This is a genomic window from Sutterella wadsworthensis 2_1_59BFAA, from assembly GCF_000297775.1.
Lineage (GTDB): Bacteria > Pseudomonadota > Gammaproteobacteria > Burkholderiales > Burkholderiaceae_F > Sutterella > Sutterella wadsworthensis_A.
In genome coordinates, this window is sequence record NZ_JH815518.1 from 50,521 (window position 1) to 74,448 (window position 23,928).

Sequence of the window (23,928 nt, forward strand, 5' to 3'; positions counted from 1 at the left end):
TGGATTGAACACAAGATGAACAAGTCGATGAACGAAGTGACGGCCTGGCTCAAGGCCCTTGTGCATGACGGCGCCCATCTGCGGCTCGACAGCCGCAGCGTGAAGCCGGGCGACGTCTTCGTCGCCGTTCCCGGCCTCAAGGCCGATGGCCGCGCATTCATCCGCGTGGCGGCCGCGCGAGGCGCGGCAGGCGTGCTGATGGAGACGCGCAACGATGCGCCCGACGCCGAGCGCTTCCCGATCGCCAGCCTTTCCGTCGACGACCTCTCGAAGCACCTAGGAGAGGTGGCGGCCGCCTTCTACGGCGACCCGTCCTCGAGGATGACGGGCGTCGCCGTGACGGGCACGAACGGCAAGACGACGACCACGCACTGGATCGCCGCGCTTCTGACGAACTTCGGCACGCCCTGCGCCGTCATGGGCACGGTGGGCTGCAGGTTCGCGGGCGAGTCCTTCGACATGCCCGCGCTCACGACGCCCGACGCCGTGAGCCTTCAGGGCGTCTACGCCGACCTTGAAAAGGCTGGCGCGAAGGCCTTTGCCGTCGAGGCAAGTTCGATCGGGCTTGAGCAGGGCCGCATGACGGGATCCCATTTCGACACGGCCGTCTTCACAAATCTGACGCGCGATCATCTTGACTACCACGTTACCATGGACGCCTATGCCGAAGCCAAGGCCATTCTTTTCGCCTGGCCCGGCCTCAGGACCGCGGTCGTCAATGTCGACGACCCTTATGCGGGACTCATGGCCGAGACGGCGAGGGAGAACGGCGCGGCCGTCTGGGCGACGACCCTGACGGGCGTCGTGCCTTTTGCGGCCGACCATGTCGTCGAGGCCTCGGACATCGAGGCCACCGAGGCGGGCACGCGTTTCCTGATGAAGGTGGACGGAGCTGCGACGTCTGTGCACCTTGCGCAGGTGGGCGGCTTCAACGTCTCGAACTTCATTCAGGCGGCCACCGTGCTGCTTGCAAAGGGCTGCGAAGCAGACAGGCTCGCGGCCTGGGCCGAGTCGCTTGCGTCGCCTCCGGGTCGCATGCAGCTCATGCGCGCCGAGGGCGCGCCTCTTGCGGTGGTCGACTACAGCCATACGCCCGATGCGCTTGAAAAGGCGCTTGAGAGCCTGAGGCCTGTGGCACAGGCCCGCGGCGGTCGCCTCTGGGCGGTCTTTGGCTGCGGCGGCGACCGTGACGCAGGCAAGCGTCCCGTCATGGGCGGCATCGCCGTCAGGCTCGCCGACGAGGTCGTCGTCACGAGCGACAATCCGCGCACGGAGGATCCCGACGCGATCATCGCCGACATTTCGGCGGGCGCACCCGGCGCCCGAGTCGTGACGGACAGGGCCGAGGCGATTCATCACGCCGTTGCCGAGGCCGACGGAGCCGACGTTGTGCTCATCGCCGGCAAGGGCCATGAGGATTATCAGGAAATCAACGGCGTTAAGCACCACTTCAGCGATTCCGAAGTCGTGCGCGAGGCCTTCAACGAACGACGCGTGCAGATGCTGCGCGCGGTTGAGGGAGTCTGATCATGGAATGCCTGCAGCAACTTCTTGAAGCGCTCGAGCCGGTTGTCGTTGCGGCGGCCGGAGACTTTTCGCAGTCCTACGAGGGCTTTTCGACGGACACCCGCACGGTGAAGGCGGGAAATGTCTTCGTTGCGCTTTCGGGCGAGCGTTTTGACGGGCACGACTTTGTTGTCGGAGCGGCCGAGGCGGGCGCCGTGTGCGCCATCGTCGAACGCAAGGTGGACGCCGCCATCACCCAGATCGTCGTCACGGACTCGGGGCTGGCCTTCGGGCTTGCGGCCAAGGCCTGGCGCGGACGCTTTGCGCTTCCGCTCGCTGTCGTCGCCGGCAGCAACGGCAAGACCACGACGACCCAGATGCTTGCATCGATCCTCCTCGTGCGATGGGGCGCCGAGCGCATGTGCGCGACCGAAGGCAACTTCAACAACGAGGTCGGCGTGCCCAAGATGCTTCTGAAGCTTGCCTTCGAGCACCGCGGTGCGGTGATCGAGTGCGGCATGAACCACAGGGGCGAAATGGCGAGGCTCGCCGACTGGACGCGTCCGACCGTGGCGCTGCTTACCAACGCGCAGCGCGAGCATCAGGAGTTCCTCAGGGGCGTCGAGGAGACGGCCCGTGAAAACGGACTCGTGATCGCCGCCCTCCCCGAGAGCGGCACGGCGGTCTATCCCGCCGACGACGCATGCGCGGACATCTGGGCCGACCTCGCGCTCGCGCGCGGCGTCGACGAGCTGACCTATTCGACTGATCCCGACGTCGAGGCCGACGTCATGGGCCGAGTCGAGAACGGAGAGCTCGTGATCTCGACGGACGAAGGCGACGTGGTGCGCACGAAGCTTCGCATTACGGGAAGCCACAACGTGCACAACGCCACGGGCGCTGCGGCTGCGGCTTTTGCCATGGGCATCGGCCCCGAGGCCGTTGCGGCGGGGCTCGGCGCCTTCGAGCCTGTTCCCGGACGCGGCACGCGTTTCGTCGGAAAGCACCTTGTTGTGATCGACGAGGCATACAATGCCAATCCCGACAGCGTGCGCGCCGCCATGAACGTCCTTGCGGGCGAGGCGGGCCCGAGGACCTTCATCCTGGGCGACATGGGCGAGATCGGCGACAGCGCCGAAGAAGCCCACCGCGAGGCCGGCGAGTACGCCAGATCGCTCGGCATCGACGCCCTCTACGCCTGCGGTCCGCTTTCCCGTCATGCAGCGGAGGCCTTCGGCGAAGGCGGCCGCTGGTTCGAGACCAGAGACGCCCTCATCGAGGCACTCAAGGGTCTCAGGGGGACGGCGACCGTCAAGGCGAGCCACTTCATGGGCTTTGCGGCCGTCGTGCGCGCCCTGCAGGACAACGAAGAATAAACCCAGCAATCCAAGAACAAAGAGAGCCTGAGCCTTCAGGCTTTGCAACATGCTTCTAGAACTTTTCCGCTCTCTGGCCGACGGTTTCCCGGCCCTCAACGTCTTCAACTACCTGACGCTGCGCGCGGTGCTTGCCGCGCTCACCTCCATGGGGATCGGGTTTGCGCTCGGTCCCTGGATGATCGCCCGCCTTAAGAACCTGCATTTCGGACAGGCCGTGCGCACCGACGGGCCCAAGACCCATCTCGTCAAGGACGGCACGCCGACGATGGGCGGCGCGCTCATTCTCTTCGCCATCACGGTTTCGACTCTGCTCTGGGCCGATCTCTCCAACCGCTTCATCTGGGTCGTGCTCTTCGTGACGCTCGGCTACGGCTCCATCGGCTGGATCGACGACTACCGCAAGGTCGTGCACCACAATCCCAAGGGCATGAGCGCGAGGGAGAAGTTCTCGTGGCAGTCCGTGATCGGCCTTGCCGCAGCCTTCTACCTTGTATTTGCGCTTTCCGTTCCTGCGGGCGGAACGCTCACCGAGACGATTGCGGGCTGGGTCGAGGCTGGCTTCCCGCTCGACATCTCGAGCAACCTTCACCTTCTCATCCCGTGCTTCAAGGACATCGCCCTTCCGCTCGGCCTGGTGGGCTTCATGGTCTTCACGTATGTGGTGATCGTCGGCAGCTCCAACGCCGTGAACCTCACCGACGGCCTCGACGGTCTTGCCATCCTTCCGAGCGTCATGGTGGGCGGTGCGCTGGGCATCTTCGCCTACGTCGTGGGACGTCCCGACTATGCGGGCTATCTGATCTTTCCCTACATTCCGGGGGCGGGCGAACTCGTCGTGATCGCAGGGGGCCTGCTCGGCGCAGGTCTCGCGTTCCTCTGGTACAACGCCCATCCCGCCCAGGTCTTCATGGGCGACGTGGGCGCGCTGGCGCTCGGCGGCTGCCTCGGCACCATGGCCGTCATCACCCGTCAGGAACTCGTGCTCGCCGTCATGGGCGGCATCTTCGTCGTGGAGACGCTCTCCGTCATGATTCAGACGGTCTACTTCCGCCTCTCCCACGGCAAGCGCATCTTCCTGATGGCTCCCGTCCATCATCACTTCGAGCTCAAGGGCTGGAAGGAGACCCAGGTCGTCACGCGCTTCTGGATCATCACGATGATCCTCGTGCTCATCGGCCTTTCGACGCTCAAGATCCGCTGACGGGCAGGGCGTTCCGCGGGGTTTGAAAAGGACAGTTTGATCATGAAGCAGGAAGTTGACAAGAAGACCGCCCTCATCGTTGGGCTCGGCGCCTCTGGGCTCGCCTGTGCGCATCATCTCGGTCGCCGCGGATGGAAAATCCGCGCGGCCGACACGCGCGAGGCGCCCGCCGGTGCGCAAAGGCTCGGGGCCGAGATGCCCGATGCGGAAATCCGCACGGGCGGCCTGCCCGAATCGCTCCTCGACGGCGTTTCGCTCGTCGTGATGTCCCCCGGGCTTTCCACCCGCTTCGGTGCGGCTGCACCGCTTGTCGCGAGCGCCAGGGCCCGCGACATTGAGGTCGTGGGCGAGATCGAACTCTTCGCCAGAGCGCTCGCAGACCTTGAGGCCCGCACGGGTTACCGCCCCGTCGTAATCGGCGTGACCGGCACGAACGGCAAGACGACCACGACGACGCTGGTCACGAAGATGGCCGCCGAGGGCGGCCGTCGTGCGACGGCTGCGGGCAACATCGGCCCCAACGCCGTGACCGAGCTCGACAAGGCGCTCGATGCAGGCGTTCTGCCCGAGGTCTGGGTGCTTGAGCTCTCGAGCTTTCAGCTCGACACGACGTCGAGCCTCAAGTGCGTATCCGCAGCTGTTCTGAACGTCACCGAGGACCACCTTGATTGGCACGGCGACATGAAGGCCTACGCCGAGGCGAAGGGGCGCATCTTCAAGCAGGACACCGTTCGCGTCGTCAATCGCGAGGACGCCGAGACGCTCCGTCTTGCACAGGGAGGTCCCGTGCGCACGTTCGGCGGCGGTGAGCCCGTCAAGGCGGGCGAATACGGCCTCGCCAGAGGGGCTGACGGCCTGCTGTGGCTTTCCAGGCTTGATGAGGGCGCGTCTGAGCCCACGCTCTTCTGCCCTGAAAAGTCGCTTCTCATTGCCGGCCGCCACAACGCGATGAACGCACTTGCCGCGCTCGCCCTCATCGAGGCTGCAGGCCTGCCCGTCGGACCTGCGCTCGCCGCGCTTGCCGCGTACGGGGGCGAGCCGCATCGAGTCGAGCGCGTGCTCGATTGTGACGGCGTTACCTTCATCGACGACTCGAAGGGCACCAACGTGGGCGCTGTGGCCGCTGCCGTTAAGGGCTTCGCAGCTCAGGGCCGCCGCATCCTCATCATTCTCGGCGGAGACGGCAAGGGGCAGGATTTCTCGCCTCTGGTCGAAGCCCTGAAAGGCACGGCTGGCGCCGTCGCCCTCATCGGGCGCGACGCGCCCCTGATCGAGGAGGCGCTTTCCGCTACGGGCATTCCCATGGCGCGTCAGACGACGCTTGAGGAAGCCGTGTACTGGCTCTGGGCAAGGCATGCGCAGGGAGACGTGCTTCTTCTCTCGCCCGCCTGCGCCTCCTGGGACATGTTCAGGGACTATGCCGAGCGAAGCGCCCGATTCATTGCCTGTGCCCGCGCGATTGCGGCCGAGGAGCAGGCGTGCTGAGCTTCGGACGGAAAAAGAAGAAGGAGGACTGGCAGACGCAGGGGCGCGCCGTCGCGACGCTCAAGGAGCGTGCGAACGCGAGCCTTGAGGTGATCATCTGCGTGGCCGCACTGCTCGGCATCGGCACCGTCATGGTGTACTCCGCCACGTCCGTCTTCGCCGACAACTCCCGTTACGGCGTCGACGCGCTCTACTTCGTCATGAAGCATCTGCAGAGCATCGTCGTCGGTGTCTGCGCGGGCTGGATCGTCACGAAGATTCCGATGAGCTTCTGGCAGCGCTACGCGCTCTGGGTGTTCTTCGGGGCGCTCATCCTGCTGGTGTGCGTGCTGCTGCCGGGCGTCGGCAAAACCGTCAACGGCGCGAAGCGCTGGATCAGTCTGGGCGTGATGAACCTACAGGTCTCGGAAATCATGAAGGTCGCGGCTCTGATCATGGCTGCATGGTTCGCCGTGATGAGGCAGGAATACATGCATTCCTTCCAGAAGGGCTTCATCCCGATGGCGTTCGCCATGGTGGCCATTGCGGCCCTCATCATTCAGCAGCCCGACCTCGGGGCCATGGTGGTCATCGTCGCCGAAATCATGGGCGTGCTGTTTTTAGGCGGCCTCTCCTTTAAAATCTTCACTTTTGTGATCTCGGTCGTCGTGGGCTTCGTCTTCTGGATGATCATCGACACGCCGTGGCGCTTGGGCAGAATCTTTGCATACTGGGATCCTTGGGCTCCCGAGCACGTGCTCGACAAGGCTTACCAGCTGTCGCACTCCCTGATCGCATTCGGACGCGGAGAACTCTTCGGCGTGGGCCTCGGCGGCTCGGTCGAGAAGCTCTACTACCTTCCCGAGGCGCACACCGACTTCATCATGGCGGTGATCGCCGAGGAGACGGGCTTCGTGGGCGTCTGCCTCGTTCTCTTCATTTACTATTGGCTTATTAGGCATGCGTTCGAGATCGGACGCGTGTCGATCAAATTGGAAAGATTCTTTCAGGGTCTTCTTGCGCAGGGCATCGGCGTATGGTTCGGCGTGCAGGTCTTCATTAACGTGGGCGTGGCCTCGGGGCTACTGCCGACCAAGGGTCTGACGCTTCCCTTCGTGAGCTTCGGGGGCAGCGCCTTGCTCTCGGGCCTCATCGCCATCGGCCTGCTGCTGCGCGTTGACAAGGAAAACAGAATGCTGATGCGCGGAGGTCAGGTGTGAGCACGGATTCGAAACATTTGGTGATTCTTGCGGCCGGTACGGGCGGTCACGTGATGCCCGGCCTTGCCGTGGCGAAGGTCATGGCAAGCAGGGGATGGAAGATCTCCTGGGTCGGCACGGTCGCAGGCATGGAGCGCGGGCTCGTGGAGCGCCACGGCATTCCGTTCCACGCACTCGACTTTCAGGGCGTGCGCGGCCGCGGTCCGCTCGGCGCGATCAAGGGCGGCTTCAAGCTGATCGGCGCATTCTTCGCGTCGATGAAGCTTCTCAATGAGCTAAAGCCCGACGCCGTCTTCTCGACGGGCGGCTACGTCGCCGTGCCGTTCGGCTTTGCCGCTCACCGCAGGAAGCTTCCGCTCGTGATGATGAACTGCGATGCGGACCTGCTGATGTCCACCAATACGCTGCTTCCCTTCTGCGACGCGCTCGCCTGCGGCTTTGCCGGCGGCGCGAGGACGTTTGCGAAGGAAAAGGGCCGCACGACGGGCAACCCCGTTCGTGAGGAGATTGTCGCCGTCTCACCCCCGCAGGACCGCATGGCGAACCGCACGGGGCCGCTGCGCGTCTTCATCTTCGGCGGCAGCCTCGGCGCCCAGGTCTTCAACGACAACATGCCCGCCGTCTTTGCGGCCATTCCGCAGGAGCAGCGTCCGATCATCGTTCATCAGACGGGCAAGGACCGCGATGCGCCCGTGCGCGAGGCCTATGAAAAGCTCGGCGTCAAGGCCGAGGTTGTTCCCTTCATCAACGACATGGCGGCCCGATACGAGGACTGCGACGTGGTGATCTGCCGCGCGGGCGCGACGAGCGTCTCCGAGCTTTGCGCGGCGGGCGTGGCGAGCATTCTCGTTCCGTTCGTCGCCAAGACGACGGCGCATCAGACGGGCAACGCGAAGTACATGGTCGAGCGTCATGCCGCGATCATGGTGCCGCAGCCCGAGTTTACGGTCGAGCGCATGGCCGAACTCATCTCGGGGCTCACCCGCGACCATCTGCTTGAGCTTGCGAAGAACGCCCGTGCGACGGCGCGTCCGCAGGCCGCCGAGGCCGTGGCGAACCTCATCGTCGAAACCGTCGCCCGCAGGACGGGAGCGCAGGACGCCAAGTAAAGGATTGACGGGCGGGATCCCTTTCCCGCCCTCTGAGGAGATTCAAGCGTGAAGTTTTTGGTCAACCATCTGCATTTCGTCGGCATCGGCGGTGCGGGCATGAGCGGCATCGCAGAGGTGATGCTCAATCTCGGCTACGTCGTGAGCGGCTCGGACCTCTCGAAGAGCGCCGTCACCGAGCGCCTGCAGTCGCTCGGTGCGCGCGTCTTCTGTGGCCACGACAAAAAGCACATCCGCGGCGCGGACGCCGTGGTGATTTCGTCGGCGGTGCATGAGGACAACCCGGAGGTCGTCGCCGCCCGCGAGCTCGGCATTCCCGTCGTGCCGCGCGCCGTGATGCTCGCCGAACTGATGCGTCTTCGCCGCGGAATCGCAATTGCGGGCGCCCACGGAAAGACTACGACCACGTCGCTCACTGCGTCGCTGCTCGCCGCAGGCGATCTTGATCCGACCTTCGTGATCGGCGGCCGTCTCAACAGCGCGGGTGCGAACGCCAGGCTCGGCACGGGCGAATTCCTCGTCGCCGAGGCGGATGAGTCGGACGCGTCATTCCTCAACCTCACACCCGTGATTTCCGCCGTCACCAACATCGACGAAGATCACATGGACACGTACGGCCACAGCTTCGAGAACCTGAAGTCCGCCTTCGTCGACTTCCTCGAGAGGCTCCCGTTTTACGGCGTAGCCGTGCTCTGCGCCGATGACGAGCATGTGCTCGAGATTCGTCCGCGCGTGACCAAGCCCGTGATTCTCTACGGTCTGTCGGCCGACGCTCAGGTGCGCGCGATCGACGTGCGCGCCGTCGGCACGCAGATGGCCTTCACGATCCTGAGGCCCGATCATCCGCCGCTTCCCGTCGTACTCAACCTGCCAGGCATCCACAACGTGAGGAATGCTCTGGCCGCCGTGGCGATCGCCACCGTGGTGGGCGTCTCCGACGAGGCCATTGTTCGTGGCCTCTCGGAATTCCGCGGCGTGGGCCGCCGCTTCACGCAATACGGCGACATTCCCGTGCGTGCCGCCGACGGAAGTGTGACGGGCCACTACAAGCTCATCGACGACTACGGTCATCATCCCCATGAAATGGCGGCGACGCTTGCCGCCGTGCGCGGCGTCTGGCCCGAAAAGCGCGTCATCGTCGCTTTCCAGCCGCATCGCTACACGCGCACCCGCGACTGCTTCGAGCAGTTCGTCGACGTGCTCGAGGACATCGACGGGCTCGTGCTCGCCGAGGTCTACCCTGCGGGCGAAGCTCTGATCGAAGGTGCGGACAGCGAGCATCTTGCCGCAGCCATTGCCGCCAAGGGCTTCCACCGACCCGTCGTCGTGCCCGTCGAGGGCGTGGCCGATGCGATCGCGGGCATGGTGCGCGACGGCGACGTCGTCATCACCATGGGCGCAGGCTCCATCGGTAGGGTCGCGCCTGCGATCGCCGACGGCGCGAAGTGACGCGGGAACTTTGAATTGAATCGAATGAATTGAACGGAAAGGATTAGTGAAGATGGAAAACTTAGGTCGTGTCGTGCTGCTGATGGGCGGCGTTTCCTCCGAGCGCGAGGTCTCTCTGATGTCCGGCGAAGGCGTCCACAAGGCGCTCGTGTCGAAGGGCGTTGACGTCCTCAAGTTCGACCCGAAGACGGACAGCCTTGAGACGCTTGAAAAGGGTGGCTTCGACCGCGCGTTCATCGCGCTGCACGGCCGTCTCGGCGAGGACGGCACCATTCAGGGCGTGCTCAACTATCTCGGCATCCCGTATACGGGGCCGGGCGTTACGGCGAGCGCCATGGCCATCGACAAGGATCTGACGAAGCGCGTGTGGCGCAGTGCGGGTATTCCCGTACCCGAGGGCGTCATGATTGATCCGAAGGCGGACGACGCCGTGCTTGAAGAGGCCATTGCGTGTCTCGGCGCGACGGGTCTCGTGGTCAAGCCCGCTCACGACGGTTCCTCGATCGGCGTCACCAAGCTCGCCGAGCCGACCGTCGCCGCCCTCAGGAAGGCGCTTGAGGACGCTGCGGGCGTCCGCGGCGACGAGGTGCTTGTCGAGGAGTACATCCACGGCAGGGAGTTCACGGTCGCCGTGCTTGACGGTCGTGCGCTTCCCGTGATTGAGATCCGCGCTCCTGAAGGCGACTACGACTTCAACAACAAGTACTTCGGCGACGCAGTGCACTACGACTGCCCCGCGAAGCTCGAAGACGAAGCGGCCGCGACGCTCGGCTCGCTCTGCGAACGTGCGTTTGCCGCCGTAGGCGCACGCGGCTGGTCCCGCATCGACGCGCTGCAGCGCGCCGACGGCTCCTTCGCGCTGCTCGAGATCAATACGTCGCCCGGCATGACGCCTCATTCGCTCGTGCCGATGGCGGCCCGTGCGGTCGGCATGGATTATGCCGACCTGTGCCTCAAGGTTCTGTCGCTCGCCCGCTGCGACTGAGCGCGGGAGCGGATGACAGACGGAGTTTCGCAGGATGAAGGCTGAGAGTCCCGAAAACCCCGCGGAGGCCGTCACGCCTGAAGAGGCGATCGAGCGGCGTGCTCTGGCGCGTGCGCAGGAGGAGGCCCGCGAGGCCCGCCGCGCAAGCCTGCGCTTCTGGACGAAGACGGTCTGCGGTCTGGCTGCGGCGGCCGTCGTTGTGCTTGGCGCAGGCCGTGCGGCCGATGCGGTGATGCATCTGCCCGTCTTCGACTTCTCGACTCTGGAGGTCGAGGGGGATGTTGCGCGCGTGCCCGTCGAGCGCGTGAAGCAGGCGGTGGAGCCCGTCATTCGGGGCAACTTCTTCACCGAGGATCTCGACGAGGTCCGCAGGGCGGCCGAGACGGTGCCTTGGGTGAAGCGTGCCGTGGTGAGGAGAGTCTGGCCCGACGGCCTTCGCATTGCCGTCGAAACCTACAGCGCCTTCGCGGTCTATGAGGACGGTCGTCTTGTCGATCCAGATGGCGTGCTCTTTTCCGCCAATCCCGACGAGCGCGACAACCCGTCCGATCCGCTGCCCAACTTCTACGGTCCTGCAGGACAGACCGCTCAGATCGCCCGATACTACAGGGAGTTCTCCCGCGCGTTGAGCTCCATCGGCGCGACGGTGACGGACGTCGCCTGCAGCGATCGCGGCGGCTGGAGCCTCGTGATGGCTTCGGGCGACATTCCCGCAACGCGCGTGGAACTCGGCAGGGAGGACGCAGGCACGAACATCGTGGCGAAGGTTGCCGATCTGGCGGCGGCCTACCCGAGGGTCGTCGAGCTGATGGACGGACCGCCCGCCTCCATCGACCTGCGCTATGACAGGGCGTTTGCGGCCACGCTTCCCGACCGCGAAGCCATTCGAAAACTGCGGGAAGCCGAACAGAGAACGGATACGGATGTCCCGGACGAAGAGCCTGGGAGCGCACAGCACGATGAACAACCCGAATGATTATCTTGTCGGTCTCGACATCGGCTCCCACAAGGTGCTGTGCGTCGTTGCGCTCCCGTCGCCCAAGGGCGAGGGGCTCTACCGCATCTGTGGCTACAGCTTCAGGGATTCGCACGGCGTTCGAAACGGCATCGTGACGGATCTCAATGCCGCCGTCGACGACATCAAGGCGGCGGTGCGCGAGGCGCGCTCCGCAGGCAATCTTCCCGAGCTTTCGAATGCTTGGGTCGCCATCGGCGGCTCCTCGCTCACGAGCGAGAACTGCCTGGGCACGGCCGTCGTGCGAGGCAATGAGGTGAAGCCCGCGGACGTCGAGGCGGCGGAAAACAATGCGCGCGAGCACAGCTTGCGTCAGGGCAAGCAGCTCATCAAGATGATCCCGCAGGGCTATTCGTGCGGCGATACGTTTTCGCAGACGCCGGTCGGTCTGGTGGGCGACAAGGTGACGGCCTACTATCATGCCGTTTACGGCTCCGTGAAGAACGCCGAGAACATGAAGCGCAGCCTGCTGCGTTCCGGCATCGAACTTGCGGGATATGAGCCTCATCCGATCGCCGCCGCGCTTGCGGTGAGTACGGAAAGCGACCGCTACAACGGCACGCTCGTCCTCGACATGGGGGCAGAGACGACGTCGATGACGCTGGTGTACGAGCACAGGACGCTTCTGACGGCCGTCCGTCCCTTCGGGTCGGAATTCTTCACGCGCGACCTGAGCACGATCTTCGGCGTGTCGCTCGACCAGGCCGAAGAGCTCAAGATCCGCTTCGGAAGCTGCAGCATGGACGGCGTGCTGCCGGGCGAAAGCGTCCGCCCCTCGCTGGAGGACGTGCGCGGCACGCCGCTCTGCTCGCGAAGCCTGATCGTGCAGACCCTGTACGAGCGCGCGAAGGAGTTCTTCCGCATCTATCGCGACGTCATCGAGAAGGCGGGCCATCTCGACAAGGTCCATGCCGTGATCATCACGGGCGGAGGCGCGAACCTTCGCGCCATCGACGAAGTTGCGCGAGACGTGTTTGGAGTTCCCGTGCGCATTGGTGCGCCGCTCTGCTTTGATGAGAAGAATGCTCTTTCCATGAGGCCGAACGCCAGCGTTGCCGCAGGCCTGTTGATGGCGGCCGACAAGACGAGGGCCGCAGGCGACAGCCGAAGCTACAGAACGCCGTCTCTTCTGAACCTTTCGGGAAGGATAAGAACCGTGTTTTTCGGGGACTACTGAGCCCGCCTGCCGAAGCTGTTCGAGGCGGCTCCGGCAAGCAGAAAAGCCAAAAGTCCGCCATAATTAAAAAATTCGACATTTTGGGGTAGAAAATGCCTTTTGAGATCCTGCAGGAACTTGATCCTCTGAACACCGTCATCAAGGTGATCGGCGTGGGCGGCGGCGGTGGCAATGCCGTCGAGCACATGATCACGCATGGTGCGAAGGGCATCGAATTTATCGCCGCGAACACGGACCATCAGGCCCTGTCTCGTTCGCGTGCGCACGTGAACATCCAGCTCGGCTCCACGGGCCTCGGCGCTGGCGCCAGGCCTGAAGTCGGCGCGGCCGCAGCTCAGGAAAAGCGCGAGCAGGTGGCCGAGGCCATCCGCGGCGCGCATCTGCTCTTCATCACCGCCGGCATGGGCGGCGGCACGGGCACGGGCGCTGCTCCCGTCATCGCCGAGATCGCCAAGGAAATGGGCATCCTCACGGTTGCCGTCGTCACGAAGCCCTTCAGCTTCGAAGGCGGCCGTCGCATGCGTTGCGCGGAAAAGGGCATCGAGAACCTCAAGGACAAGGTCGACTCGATGATCGTGATTCTCAACGAGAAGCTCGAGAGCGAATGCCCCCCGAACGCCACGATGAAGGAATGCTTTGAAATGAGCAACGAAGTGCTCTACAAGGCATGCGTGGGCATTGCGGAAATCATCCACACGCCTGGCACCATCAACGTCGACTTCGAGGACCTGAAGACGGTCATGAGCGAACGCGGCACGGCCATCATTGGCCTGGCGTCCGCCTCCGGTCCGGACCGCGCCCGCGTGGCTGCGGAAAAGGCTATCGCCTGTCCGCTTCTCGAAGGTGCGAACCTCCAGGGCGCCCGCGGCCTGCTCGCCTACTTCACGGGCAACGAGTCGGTCACGCTTGCCGAAATCAAGGAGGCCATGGCGGTGCTCAACACCTTCGTCCACAAGAGCGCCATCGTGATCTTCGGCTCCGCCATCTCCGAGGAGATGGGCGACGAGATCCGCGTGACCCTCGTGGCGACCGGCCTCGACCGTCCGCTCGATGCGAACGAACCCGGCTCGGGCGTTCAGGCTCCCGCAGTCTTCAACGCCTCGTCCGAAGCCCCCGCTGGCCTTCAGACCCCGGTCTTCGGCCAGACGCTGGAGGCCCCTGCGCCCGAACCCGCCGCTCAGCAGGGGGATGCCGCGGTTGACGTGTCCAAGTTCGTCATTCCGACCTATCTGAAGTAAGCCGCTCCGTCGGGCACGGCCCGTTCGGGGACCCAGAAGGAAGCCGGCGCGTCAAGCGCCGGTTTTCGTACGGAGATCACTCATGTTCAAGCAGCGCACGCTCAGGCAGTCCGTCGAGACCGTCGGGATCGGGCTTCACAGCGGCCGCAAGGTGCACCTCGTGCTTCGCCCCGCGGAACCCGACACGGGCATTCTCTACAGGCGCGTGGACATTCGTCCCGCCGTCGAGATTCCCGCTCATCCCCTCAACGTGAACGACACGCGCATGGCCACGACGGTCAACGTCGGCAAGGCCGCCGTGGCGACCATCGAGCATCTGATGAGCGCCTTCAACGGCCTCGGCATCGACAACGTGATCGTCGAGGTTGACTCCGCCGAGATTCCGATCATGGACGGCTCGGGTGCAAGCTTCGTCTTCCTGCTTCATCAGGCGGGCATCGTTGAGCAGGACGCGCCCAAGCGCTTCGTGCGGGTGCTCAAGCCCGTCGAGGTTCGCGAAGGCGACAAGCTCGCAAGGCTTGAGCCGCACGAGGGCTTTCGTCTCACGTTCACCATCGCCTTCGGTCATCCGGCGATCGACCGCACGGAGCAGAAGGCGGACGTCGACTTCTCGCGCGTCACGTACGAGCAGGCGGTCTCCCGTGCCCGCACATTCGGTTTCGTGCAGGATGTGGAGATGCTTCGCCGCATGGGGCTCGCCCAGGGCGGCTCGCTCGAGAACGCCATCGTGATGGACGAGTTTCGCATTCTCAATCCGGGCGGCCTGCGCGAGAACGACGAGTTCGTCAAGCACAAGATCCTGGACGCAATGGGCGACCTCTACGTGCTTGGTCATCCGCTTCTTGCGCATTACGTTGCGCACAAGTCGGGTCACGGCCTCAACAACCAGCTCCTGCGCGCTCTTCTTGCAGACGAGACGGCCTGGGAGTGGGCGACGTTCGACAGGGCCGAGGACTGCCCCGTCGACTTCTGGATGCAGAAGACCGATCAGGTAAGGCCGTAAAGTCCCTCTGCAATCGCACGCGCGTCCTGCGGACGCTCCGACAGCGCCTTGGCGGCTTCCAGAAGCTGCGCAAGGCGCTTCGTGTTTTCAGGCGTCGGATTCTCTAGCATGGAAAGGCGTTCGGCCTCCCTGCGGATGTCGGCGTGAAGGGCCTCGGGGTAGTGGGCCTCATCGGGTGCGAGGGTCGGAATGTGGCTCATCAGGGCCTTGCGCATGCGCGGGGACGGCGTTTCGCGCGCGAGAGACGCAATGGCGGCCGCCGCGGCGGCGGAAACGCGCGGTGCGGCGGGCGGCGCCTGAGGGGCTTCCTCGTCTTCGGGTGCGACGAGAGCGGCCTCGGCGGCCTGCGCGTCCGAGGGCAGAAGCTCAAGCGCGCGGTTGATGGCGTCGAGTCTGGCGTCGATTCGCTCGAGCCTGTGCACGGCGACAAGCCTGCGGTCCTTCTGTTCGGCCAGAAGCTCAAGCTTTCGCTCGCGCTCGGCCTCAAGTCTCGGATAGTCTCTGGCCTCCTCCTCGGTGGGGATGATCGCGGCGTTGATGCCGTGCGTCAGGTCCGCTACGAGCGTCGTGAGGCGCATGCGCTCGGTGCTCAGGTCGATCGATTCCCTGCCGAGACGCTCCTCGAGAAGACGCCGGCGGTTTTCCTCGCCGGGCTTGATCACGTTGCGAAGTCTTTCCATCGTGGCCTTGAGGGCGGGATCCTCGATGTCGTCAAGAATGCCCGAGATGGCGGCGGCACCCACTGCGGACGGCGCGCGCTCGATCCGCGGAATAGGAACGCCCGCCTGGGGTGCGGGGCGCTTCGGAATGATGCGGGCGTCGACGGCGGTGACGGGAAGACCCGCCGCTGCTGCGGCGGCGGCCAGTCTGGGGGTGAGCTGTCTGATTCTGTTTTGTTGGACGGCGCTTTCAGCCAGAAGCACGAGCGTGTGCCCCTCGACGCGGCAGTAGGCGGGATCTGTGAAGTCGATGCTCATCCTGAAGGGGCGAAGCACGTGGGCTGCGACTGCGCCTGCGCGCTTTGAAAGCGCGTAGGAGGCCATCAGCGGTTGCAGCTCGTCGCGGGCGAGGCAGCTGTCGATCGTCTGTCGTCCGATTCTTCGGCGGATGAAGTCTTGTGTCACATTGCGACCTTGTTGTAAGAGAAGGAAAACGCCTACAGAATAGCCCGTAGGTACAAATCAGGTGGCGGAATTCTGTGCGATAATCCAACAGCTATGCAGGTCGGGGCCTGCGGAGGGGCGCTACGCACGCCTTTCCAACAGGGAGGAGGCTCCGGCGCAACCGAAAACAGGGTAGCACGGAACAGCGCCGGCGTGAGCGGCGCGGCCATGCCGCATATGGTTCCGTCCGTGCCCTCAGATCCATTCTGGTTACACACAATGTTTGACGAACTTCTGACAAAAATCTTCGGTAGTCGCAACGACCGCCTGATCAAGCAATATCGCCGCAAGTGCGATGCCATCAACAAGCTCGAGCCCGCCATGCAGGCGCTCTCGGACGAAGAGTTGAAGGCCAAGACGCAGGAATTCCGCGACCGCATCGCCAAGGGCGCGACGACCGACGAGCTCCTCCCCGAAGCTTTTGCCGTGGTTCGTGAAGCCTCCGTGCGCGTGCTCGGCATGCGCCACTTCGACGTGCAGCTCATCGGCGCAATGGTTCTCAACGACGGCAAGATCGCTGAAATGCGCACGGGCGAAGGCAAGACACTCACCGCCACGCTCGCCGTGTACCTCAACGCCCTTCCCGGCAAGGGCTGCCACGTCGTGACCGTCAACGATTACCTTGCCTCCCGCGACGCGGACTGGATGGGCCGCCTCTACAACTGGCTCGGTCTTTCGGTCGGCAAGATTCTCTCGAATCAGAACAACGAGGAAAAGCGCGCCGCCTATGCCTCCGACATCACGTACGGCACGAACAACGAATTCGGCTTCGACTACCTGCGTGACAACATGGAGTACGACGTCGCCGCTCGCCGCCAGCGTCCGCTCTACTATGCGATCGTCGACGAAGTGGACTCGATTCTCATTGACGAGGCCCGCACGCCGCTCATCATCTCCGGCCCCGCCGACGACAACACGGAACTCTATCGTGCCGTCAACGACATTCCGCCGCTCCTTACCCGCCAGGCTGAGGAAAAGGGCGAGGGCGACTATTGGGTCGATGAGAAGGCCCATCAGGTCTACCTCTCCGAGGCCGGTCACGAGCATCTCGAGCAGATTCTCTCCGAGCGCGGTCTCGTGCAGCAGGGCGAGTCGCTCTATGCGCCGAAGAACATCATCCTGATGCACCACCTCAACGCCGCCCTGCGTGCGCACACGCTCTTCCACCGCGACCAGCACTACGTCGTGCAGAACGGCGAGATCGTCATCGTCGACGAGTTCACGGGCCGCCTGATGCCAGGCCGCCGCTGGAGCGAAGGTCTTCACCAGGCCGTCGAGGCCAAGGAAGGCGTGAAGATCCAGCAGGAAAACCAGACGATGGCGTCGATCACGTTCCAGAACTTCTTCCGCATGTACGGGAAGCTCTCCGGCATGACCGGCACGGCCGACACCGAAGCCTACGAATTCCAAGACATCTACGGCCTTGAAACGGTCGTCGTGCCGACGCATCGCAAGATGGTCCGCATCGACGAGCAGGACAAGGTCTACCGCACGGTCAACGAAAAGTACCGCGCGATCATCGACGACGTGAAGGCCTGCTACGAACGCCGTCAGCCGGTACTTCTCGGCACGACCTCGATCGAAAACTCCGAGCTTCTCTCCTCCATGCTCACGAAGGAAGGCATTCCGCACAACGTGCTCAATGCCAAGCAGCATGACAGGGAAGCCCAGATCGTTCTCGAAGCAGGCCGTCCCGGCGTCGTGACGATCGCCACGAACATGGCCGGCCGAGGCACCGACATCGTGCTCGGCGGCGGCATCAACAAGGCTGTCGACGCCATTCGTGCCGACGAGACGCTTACTGAAGAGCAGCGCGAGGCGAAGATCGCCGAAGTGAAGGCCGAATGGCAGAAGCTTCACGACATCGTCGTGGAGGCTGGCGGCCTGCGCATCATCGGTTCCGAACGTCACGAGTCCCGCCGCATCGACAACCAGCTCCGCGGCCGTGCAGGCCGTCAGGGCGACCCGGGTAGCTCCTGCTTCTATCTCTCGATGGAAGACCAGCTCCTGCGCATCTTCGGCGGCGACCGCATGCGTGCCATCGCCGATAAGCTCCGCCTTGAAGAAGGCGAGGCCATCGAGTCCAAGATGCTCACCCGCATGATCGAGTCCGCCCAGCGCAAGGTCGAAGGCCGCAACTACGACATCCGCAAGCAGCTGCTTGAGTTCGACGACGTCCAGAACGACCAGCGTCACGAAATCTACGGCCTGCGCAATCAGATCCTTGAGAGCGAGGACATCTCCGAGCTCGTCAAGAACCTGCGCGAAGGCCTCTTTACGGACCTCTTCCGCGCCTATGTGCCGGCCGAGACCGTTGAGGAGCAGTGGGATCTCGACGGTCTTCAGACGAAGCTTGCCGGCGAGTTCGGCATTGTGATCGACTTCAAGCAGCTTCTTGACTCGAACGACCAGTTCACGGACGACGACCTGCTCGAGGCGCTTCTCAAGCAGGCCGAGGCCCAGTACGTCGAGAAGGAGCAGATGGTCGGTCACGAGGCCTTCACGGGTTTTGCCCGCTCCCTTCTCCTTCAGATTCTCGACCAGCTGTGGCGCCAGCACATTTCCGCGCTTGAGGCCCTTCGTCAGGGCATCTACTTGCGCGGCTATGCTCAGAAGCAGCCCAAGCAGGAATACAAGCGCGAGGCCTTCAACATGTTCGAGCAGCTGCTCGACCAGATCCGCGAGACCCTCGTGCGCGTGCTCATGCAGGTTCAGATCAACGTGAAGCCCGCCGAAGAGCCCGCCCAGCAGCAGCCTGTCGAGGAACCTGCTCCCGCCGAGGCGACAGGTAGCGCGCTCGAGAACATGCCCAAGGAGGAGCTCGATCCCGCGCTCTTCGCGCATGTCGGCCGCAATGATCCGTGCCCGTGCGGCTCCGGCCGCCGATTCAAGGACTGTCACGGCCGTCTCTCCTGAGAGGCTGACGAATAGTCCTGAATGACTTTCAGAGCCCGTCTTCGCGTTTCGTGAAGGCGGGCTTTTCCTTGGCGGTCGCCAATGTCAATGCTGGAGATTCGGACATGAGGAATGAACGATCAATTTCGCTCCCCGGCCTTCTACTGGGCTTTTCCGTTGATGGGGGCGTTGCGGCGGCCGCTGTTCCTGCGGCTGCGCGCACGGTTCTGTCGCTTCCGCAGGCTGCGCTTGGGGACGGCACGGCGCAGGCTCTGAGGATGCGCAGGATGTCGGGGTCGCGGACGGGCTGCATTCTGATGAGCAGGGGATATCCGATGTTCGGCGCGGGCGGTCTCTCTGATGCGGGGTTGAGCGCGTTCAGGCATGAGGCGCTCAGACGTCTGGAGCTTCCCGAGGATGCGCTCGCCCTCCTGCTTCAGGGAACCCGCAGGGAGCTGACGCCGGTCGGAGGGCTTGTCGAGCGATGCACCGAAGCCTGGAAAAGAGCAGGGGGCGAGGCACTGCTCCCGGAAGGGTGGACGGGATTCGAAATGCCCTTCATGACGCAGGACGGCGTGATGAGGGTCGGAGCACTTTCGGCAGGCGGTGCGGTCCCGACGGAAAACCGCGTCCTGCTGCTTGCGACCGATGTCCCTGTGCGGGAGGTGATCCTGCAGCGGATCGCCGACAGAGCGGCCGGTCCTCTCTTTGCGTGGCTCAGGGCTGTTGGCGTGCTGTCTGCCGCTGATGTCGTCATGGTCGTGTCGGCGGCGGGTCGAAGGCCTGTGGCGTCAATCGATGATCCTGCTGCGGAAATGCTTGCCAGAGCTCTTGAACTCGCCGTCGGACGCGTGTCGGAGGCATGGGCGGGGGCGCTGGGGAGGAACATCCGCGTGCGGCTCGAGGGACTGCGGGACGAAGAGGAGGCGGAGCATCTGATCGCGGCCCTTGCGGGCGTCGGCGGATGGCTGAGGGGAGCGGGAACACCTCGGGAGGTCTCCCTTGTGCTTCGGGCCGCGCTCGAGCAGAGCGCTCTTCCGGGACTTGAGGCTTCGGGATTTGCCATGCGGCTGGGCGAGTGCGCCGACGCCCTGTCGCTTGCGTCGGCTCAGGAGCTTTCGAATCTGCAGGAAGGCAGGGCGGCCATCACGCTTTTCATGGCTCGGGGCAATCTTTCTACGACATTTTGCGTGTAGCGAAACGTCTGGAGAAGGAGTTAAGATTTTCTCTGTGCGCCACGTTTTGGGGGCGGTCAGAAAGATAAAGGAAAAGCATCGTGAGTGAAGACAAGGTTGTGGATGTTGCCGTCGGCGTGCTGATTCGCGAAGACGGCCGAGTGCTTCTCGCCTCCCGCCCCGAAGGCAAGCCCTGGGCTGGATACTGGGAGTTCCCCGGCGGCAAGCTTGAGGATGGCGAAACGGTGCATCAGGCGCTTGTGCGCGAGCTCGACGAGGAGCTTGGCGTGCGTCTGGCCGATTCCTTCCCCTGGTTTGTGAAGGAGCATCGCTACGAGCATGCCCACGTGCGCCTTCACTTCCGCCGTTCGCGCGACTTCTTCGGCGAGGCGCTTTCCAAGGAAGGACAGGACTTCGGCTTTTATGCGGCCAACGAGCGCACACCGGGCGTTCTTCTTCCGATCGACCAGAACATTCTCAACCGAGTCGATCTTCCCGATGTCTGGGAGGACAGCACGGCCGTGCTGACGCTTTCCGAAAACGCGCTTCACGCCACTGTGGTTCGCGACCGCAAGTATCGCTTCGTCGGAGCCCGCTGCGGCAATCTTGACGACGTGATGAAGGCCGTCGCCATGGACTTCGACTTCGTGATCGTCAAGCCCGAGGTCTTTGAGGCCACGCTCTGGAAGGGCGAGCCTCGTCTTCCGACCTATGTTGAAGACGTGCCCGCCTCCGACCTGCGTCTCTGGCAGGACCGTGGTGCGCACGGCGTCAAGCCCTGACGATTCGCCTTCCGAGGCTTCGAAAATGAAAAAAAAGCCTGTTCAGTGCTGAACAGGCTTTTTTTGTCGGCGGGCGTTCCTGCAGGAAGAGGCGTTCTCAGCGACGTCTGCCGCCCTTGCGCTCCTCGCGTTCGGCGGTGTAGCGGGCGACGCTCTCAAGCTCTTCGGGCGTCATGCGGTCAGCGGAGCCGGGATCGCCTTCGATCACATAGCCGTCTGAGGCCCATTCGCCGAGGTCAATGAGCTTGCAGCGTTCCGAGCAGAAGGGACGCCAGGGATTGGCGGAGGAGTATTCGATCTCCTTGCCGCAGGTGGGGCATTTGACTTTCATGATGTTTTTCGGTCAGGAAGGCGTGCAGAGCCCGAGACGGAACGGAATCTCCTCCGTGCGGGCCAGATGCAGCTTGTGGTTTTCGTCAGGGCGCGAGAAGCGGATCCAGAGCATGTACTTGTTGGCGCTCACCTCGGGAACAACCGTGCTGTCGGCGGGAAGCCAGATCTGGACGAGGGCGCAGTTCTGATTGCGGTTCATCGAGAACTGGTACGTGCCGTTGACGGCTGTAAGGCTCTGGCAGTGCGAGTTGGCGCGGAAGATGCGCAGAAGGAGCATCGTGCCCGTGCGGATGGGTTCCAGCGTGCTCACGTAGCTCTGCAGCTCCCTGCGACGGATTTCGGGAGCCGTGTTCATCCAGAGGTGCATCTGCGGCAGGTCGAATTCGCAGGTGCCGCCTGCAATGCTCTGGCGCGTGCGGATGATCTGCAACCATTGGTTTTCACGCACGCTCTGCGTCGTGCGTCCGACAGAATCCGAAACGGCCTGAATGGCTGCGCCGATCTCGGCGAGATGAGCGGCCATGTCGGGATCCGCCGAGGCGTTCTTGGCAATGAGGCGCTGGCGCTGGCGTTCGAGCTCCTGAATGAGTTCGTGGCGCAGGTCCGAGCGGGCGGTGGCGTCAAGCAGGTCGAAGAGGGCGGATATGCCGGCCTGATGCGCAATGGCGCTCGTCTGCTCGCAAAACCAGTCGAAGCGCTGGAAGAGCGCCTCCAACCGGAGATACGTGCGGATTTTCTCATTGCAGGGGAATTCGTAGAGAAGATGCTCGGCCGTGGACATGTCTGCTTACGCTCCAAGAAGGTGGACGCTGACCCTAAAAATACCACAGCCCTTCGGACTGCGGTCCTCGTTCATCGGGTAATTGCCATCCAGATGCGGCTGAGCGCGTCAAGGCGCTTGCGGAGCGCCGCTTCGTCGTCCTCGTTGACGATGAGGTCGTCGGCGCACTGCAGAATCCGGCTTCGCGGAGGCTGAGCCTTCATCATCAGGCGGGCGGTCTCCTCGGTGAGTCCGGGACGGGAGACGATGCGCGAGAGACGAACGTCGTCCGAGGCGTCGATGACCAGAACGCGGCTGACGGCAGGATGGCGGAAGTCGTCGCGCCAGAGAAGCGGGCAGTCGTAGATGACGATTGGAGACGCAGAGAGGGACTCGAACTCGCGTGTAACGGCAGCGCCGATGAGGGGATGGAGGCAGGCCTCGAGGCGCTTGAGTGCGCCTGCGTCCCGAAAGGCAAGTTCACGCATGCGGCGCCTGTCCATGGCGCCCTCGGGGGTGAGAAATTCCGGACCGAAGGCTTCCGCGACGGCGAGCGAGCCTGCTGCACCCGGGCCTGTGAGCGCGCGGGAGATGGCGTCCGCGTCGACGACGGGGAGGCCCGATGCGCGAAGGTGTGCGGATGCGGTGCTTTTTCCCGCGCCGATGCCGCCGGTGAGTCCGATGATGAGTGACATGGGATGATCTCGCCGAAAAGCAAAAAGGCACCGTCCGAAGACAGTGCCTTTCTGTGGAAACCTGGTCGGGGTGAGAGGATTCGAACCTCCGACTCCTACGTCCCGAACGTAGTACTCTACCAGGCTGAGCTACACCCCGAATTGTCTTGACAGCGTATTCCAACTGTCGAGGAAGAGCAGTATGCCAGAAAAATTCCCAAAAGTAAAGACCACTCCGAAAATTTTTCGGCTTCTTCCGAATGAAGTGGTCGGGGTGAGAGGATTCGAACCTCCGACTCCTACGTCCCGAACGTAGTACTCTACCAGGCTGAGCTACACCCCGACTTTCCTCACAAATCAACGATCACGCTGAACCGTGAAGGCGAGCAATTCTAGCAGAGAATCCCTGAAAATGGAAGGGGCGAGATTTTCAAGCGCTGCGCGCCCCCTGTCGAGCTCCTTCTCGGCGCGCAGGCGGCACTTCTCAAGCGCATCGGACTTCAGCACGATGGCGGCGATCGTCGGGAAGTCGCCGTCGCCGAGGCGGATGGCTTCGTCGATCATGGCGCGCTCCTCGGGCGTGCAGGATTCGCGGGCGTAGATGATGGGCAGGGTCACCTTGCCCTCGCGCAGGTCGGCACCGAGGTTCTTGCCCGTGTCGACGGCGTTGCCGCGGTAGTCGAGCACGTCGTCGGCGATCTGGAAGGCGTTGCCGAGGGCGAGCGCATATTCGGCGACGGCCTCTTCCTTTTCAGGACCGCAGTCCGCAATGGCGGCGGCCATGCGTGCGCCCGCTTCGAAAAGGCAGGCGGTCTTGCGCTCAATGACGCGGAAGTAGCGGGTTTCGTCCACGCTGGGGTCGTGTGCATTGACCATCTGCACCACTTCGCCTTCGCTCAGGCGGTTGGCGGCGTCGGAAAGAGCCTCCATGACGCGCAGGTTTCCAGCCTTCACCATCATCTGGAAGGAGCGGGTGTAGAGGAAGTCGCCCACGAGCACGGCCGCGCCGTTGCCCCAGCGGCTGTTGGCCGTCGGGCGGCCGCGGCGCATGTCGCTTTCATCCACGACGTCGTCGTGCATCAGGGTTGCCGTATGCAGAAGCTCGATCGTGGCGCCGAGATACTGGTGCAGCGTGCCCTCGTAGCCGAGCGCACGGCAGATGAGCATCAGAAGGGCGGGGCGCATGCGCTTGCCGCCCGCACTCGTGATGTATTCGCTGATTTCCTTCATGCGGGGCACGTCGCTGGCCAGTTCGCTGCGAATGACCGCATCGACGGCGGCCATGTCTTCGGCGATGGGGGCGAGAACCTTCTTGATGAGGGCCTTGGGATCCTGTTGGTTTTGCATATCGGACATCTGTCTTGAAAAAGCAGTTGAGTGCTGATTCTGGAAGTATAGCC

At 63.7% G+C, this 23,928-nt stretch carries 20 protein-coding genes and 2 tRNA genes; 15 read left to right on the forward strand and 7 right to left on the reverse strand.

Translation table 11 applies throughout. The features are described 5' to 3' along the window. Positions 1-15: 15 nt before the first annotated feature. The 12 genes from HMPREF9465_RS08445 (at position 16) to lpxC (ending at position 14,746) form a co-directional block, all read left to right on the forward strand. Entirely contained in the window at positions 16-1,527 is a 1,512-nt protein-coding gene (locus tag HMPREF9465_RS08445) for a UDP-N-acetylmuramoyl-L-alanyl-D-glutamate--2,6-diaminopimelate ligase (RefSeq protein WP_005435981.1), read from the forward strand. Between the two features lie 2 nt (positions 1,528-1,529). Next, on the forward strand, positions 1,530-2,882 hold the full coding sequence (locus HMPREF9465_RS08450; RefSeq protein WP_005435983.1) for a UDP-N-acetylmuramoyl-tripeptide--D-alanyl-D-alanine ligase: 1,353 nt from the start codon (positions 1,530-1,532) through the stop codon (positions 2,880-2,882). A 49-nt stretch (positions 2,883-2,931) separates the two neighbouring features. Then, entirely contained in the window at positions 2,932-4,086 is a 1,155-nt protein-coding gene (gene mraY / locus HMPREF9465_RS08455) for a phospho-N-acetylmuramoyl-pentapeptide-transferase (RefSeq protein WP_005435985.1), read from the forward strand. A gap of 42 nt (positions 4,087-4,128) precedes the next feature. Continuing rightward, positions 4,129-5,571, forward strand: coding sequence for a UDP-N-acetylmuramoyl-L-alanine--D-glutamate ligase (gene murD / locus HMPREF9465_RS08460; protein WP_005435988.1), 1,443 nt, complete (start codon positions 4,129-4,131; stop codon positions 5,569-5,571). Beyond that, positions 5,565-6,770: a putative lipid II flippase FtsW gene (gene ftsW / locus HMPREF9465_RS08465; RefSeq protein ID WP_005435989.1), complete on the forward strand. Its 1,206-nt coding sequence runs from the start codon at positions 5,565-5,567 to the stop codon at positions 6,768-6,770. Before murD ends, ftsW begins: the two co-directional genes overlap by 7 nt. Beyond that, positions 6,767-7,879 carry an undecaprenyldiphospho-muramoylpentapeptide beta-N-acetylglucosaminyltransferase gene (murG, locus tag HMPREF9465_RS08470; protein WP_005435990.1) on the forward strand — a complete coding sequence of 371 codons (1,113 nt, stop codon included), beginning with the start codon at positions 6,767-6,769 and terminating at the stop codon, positions 7,877-7,879. Before ftsW ends, murG begins: the two co-directional genes overlap by 4 nt. 48 nt (positions 7,880-7,927) lie before the next feature. Continuing rightward, entirely contained in the window at positions 7,928-9,328 is a 1,401-nt protein-coding gene (gene murC, locus HMPREF9465_RS08475) for a UDP-N-acetylmuramate--L-alanine ligase (protein ID WP_005435991.1), read from the forward strand. A gap of 52 nt (positions 9,329-9,380) precedes the next feature. Next, entirely contained in the window at positions 9,381-10,313 is a 933-nt protein-coding gene (locus HMPREF9465_RS08480; RefSeq protein WP_005435992.1) for a D-alanine--D-alanine ligase, read from the forward strand. 34 nt (positions 10,314-10,347) lie between these two features. Further along, entirely contained in the window at positions 10,348-11,289 is a 942-nt protein-coding gene (locus HMPREF9465_RS08485; RefSeq protein WP_005435993.1) for a cell division protein FtsQ/DivIB, read from the forward strand. Next, complete coding sequence (gene ftsA, locus HMPREF9465_RS08490; RefSeq protein WP_005435995.1) at positions 11,273-12,505, forward strand: cell division protein FtsA; 1,233 nt, start codon at positions 11,273-11,275, stop codon at positions 12,503-12,505. The genes HMPREF9465_RS08485 and ftsA overlap by 17 nt, the downstream gene beginning before the upstream one ends. Positions 12,506-12,597: 92 nt before the next feature. Next, positions 12,598-13,743 carry a cell division protein FtsZ gene (ftsZ, locus tag HMPREF9465_RS08495; RefSeq protein ID WP_005436000.1) on the forward strand — a complete coding sequence of 382 codons (1,146 nt, stop codon included), beginning with the start codon at positions 12,598-12,600 and terminating at the stop codon, positions 13,741-13,743. Between the two features lie 82 nt (positions 13,744-13,825). Further along, complete coding sequence (gene lpxC / locus HMPREF9465_RS08500) at positions 13,826-14,746, forward strand: UDP-3-O-acyl-N-acetylglucosamine deacetylase (protein ID WP_005436004.1); 921 nt, start codon at positions 13,826-13,828, stop codon at positions 14,744-14,746. Here the strand turns inward: lpxC and HMPREF9465_RS08505 are convergent. After that, positions 14,731-15,870: a hypothetical protein gene (locus HMPREF9465_RS08505; protein WP_005436005.1), complete on the reverse strand. Its 1,140-nt coding sequence runs from the start codon at positions 15,868-15,870 to the stop codon at positions 14,731-14,733. The genes lpxC and HMPREF9465_RS08505 overlap by 16 nt on opposite strands. Positions 15,871-16,128: 258 nt before the next feature. Between HMPREF9465_RS08505 and secA the strand changes: the two genes are divergently transcribed. The 3 genes from secA to HMPREF9465_RS08520 all read left to right on the forward strand — a co-directional run bounded on the left by secA (position 16,129) and on the right by HMPREF9465_RS08520 (position 20,761). Beyond that, a complete protein-coding gene (secA, locus tag HMPREF9465_RS08510; RefSeq protein WP_005436007.1) occupies positions 16,129-18,825 on the forward strand; it encodes a preprotein translocase subunit SecA in 2,697 nt (898 codons plus the stop codon). A gap of 104 nt (positions 18,826-18,929) precedes the next feature. Further along, positions 18,930-20,000: a hypothetical protein gene (locus HMPREF9465_RS13275; RefSeq protein WP_005436009.1), complete on the forward strand. Its 1,071-nt coding sequence runs from the start codon at positions 18,930-18,932 to the stop codon at positions 19,998-20,000. Between the two features lie 80 nt (positions 20,001-20,080). After that, positions 20,081-20,761 carry an NUDIX domain-containing protein gene (locus tag HMPREF9465_RS08520; protein WP_005436011.1) on the forward strand — a complete coding sequence of 227 codons (681 nt, stop codon included), beginning with the start codon at positions 20,081-20,083 and terminating at the stop codon, positions 20,759-20,761. A 97-nt stretch (positions 20,762-20,858) separates the two neighbouring features. Here the strand turns inward: HMPREF9465_RS08520 and HMPREF9465_RS08525 are convergent, their stop codons facing one another. From HMPREF9465_RS08525 to HMPREF9465_RS08550, 6 genes are all read right to left on the reverse strand, one after another. Next, positions 20,859-21,092 carry a DNA gyrase inhibitor YacG gene (locus tag HMPREF9465_RS08525; RefSeq protein ID WP_005436013.1) on the reverse strand — a complete coding sequence of 78 codons (234 nt, stop codon included), beginning with the start codon at positions 21,090-21,092 and terminating at the stop codon, positions 20,859-20,861. A gap of 12 nt (positions 21,093-21,104) precedes the next feature. Beyond that, the gene (zapD, locus tag HMPREF9465_RS08530) at positions 21,105-21,875 is read right to left on the reverse strand and encodes a cell division protein ZapD (protein WP_005436015.1); all 771 of its coding nucleotides are present in this window, start codon (positions 21,873-21,875) and stop codon (positions 21,105-21,107) included. Between the two features lie 71 nt (positions 21,876-21,946). After that, the gene (coaE, locus tag HMPREF9465_RS08535) at positions 21,947-22,549 is read right to left on the reverse strand and encodes a dephospho-CoA kinase (protein ID WP_005436016.1); all 603 of its coding nucleotides are present in this window, start codon (positions 22,547-22,549) and stop codon (positions 21,947-21,949) included. Positions 22,550-22,611: 62 nt separating this feature from the next. After that, positions 22,612-22,688, reverse strand: a tRNA-Pro gene (locus tag HMPREF9465_RS08540). Positions 22,689-22,794: 106 nt separating this feature from the next. After that, positions 22,795-22,871: transfer RNA gene (locus HMPREF9465_RS08545), tRNA-Pro, on the reverse strand. Positions 22,872-22,885: 14 nt separating this feature from the next. Continuing rightward, a complete protein-coding gene (locus HMPREF9465_RS08550) occupies positions 22,886-23,875 on the reverse strand; it encodes a polyprenyl synthetase family protein (RefSeq protein ID WP_005436023.1) in 990 nt (329 codons plus the stop codon). Between the last annotated feature and the right edge of the window lie 53 nt (positions 23,876-23,928).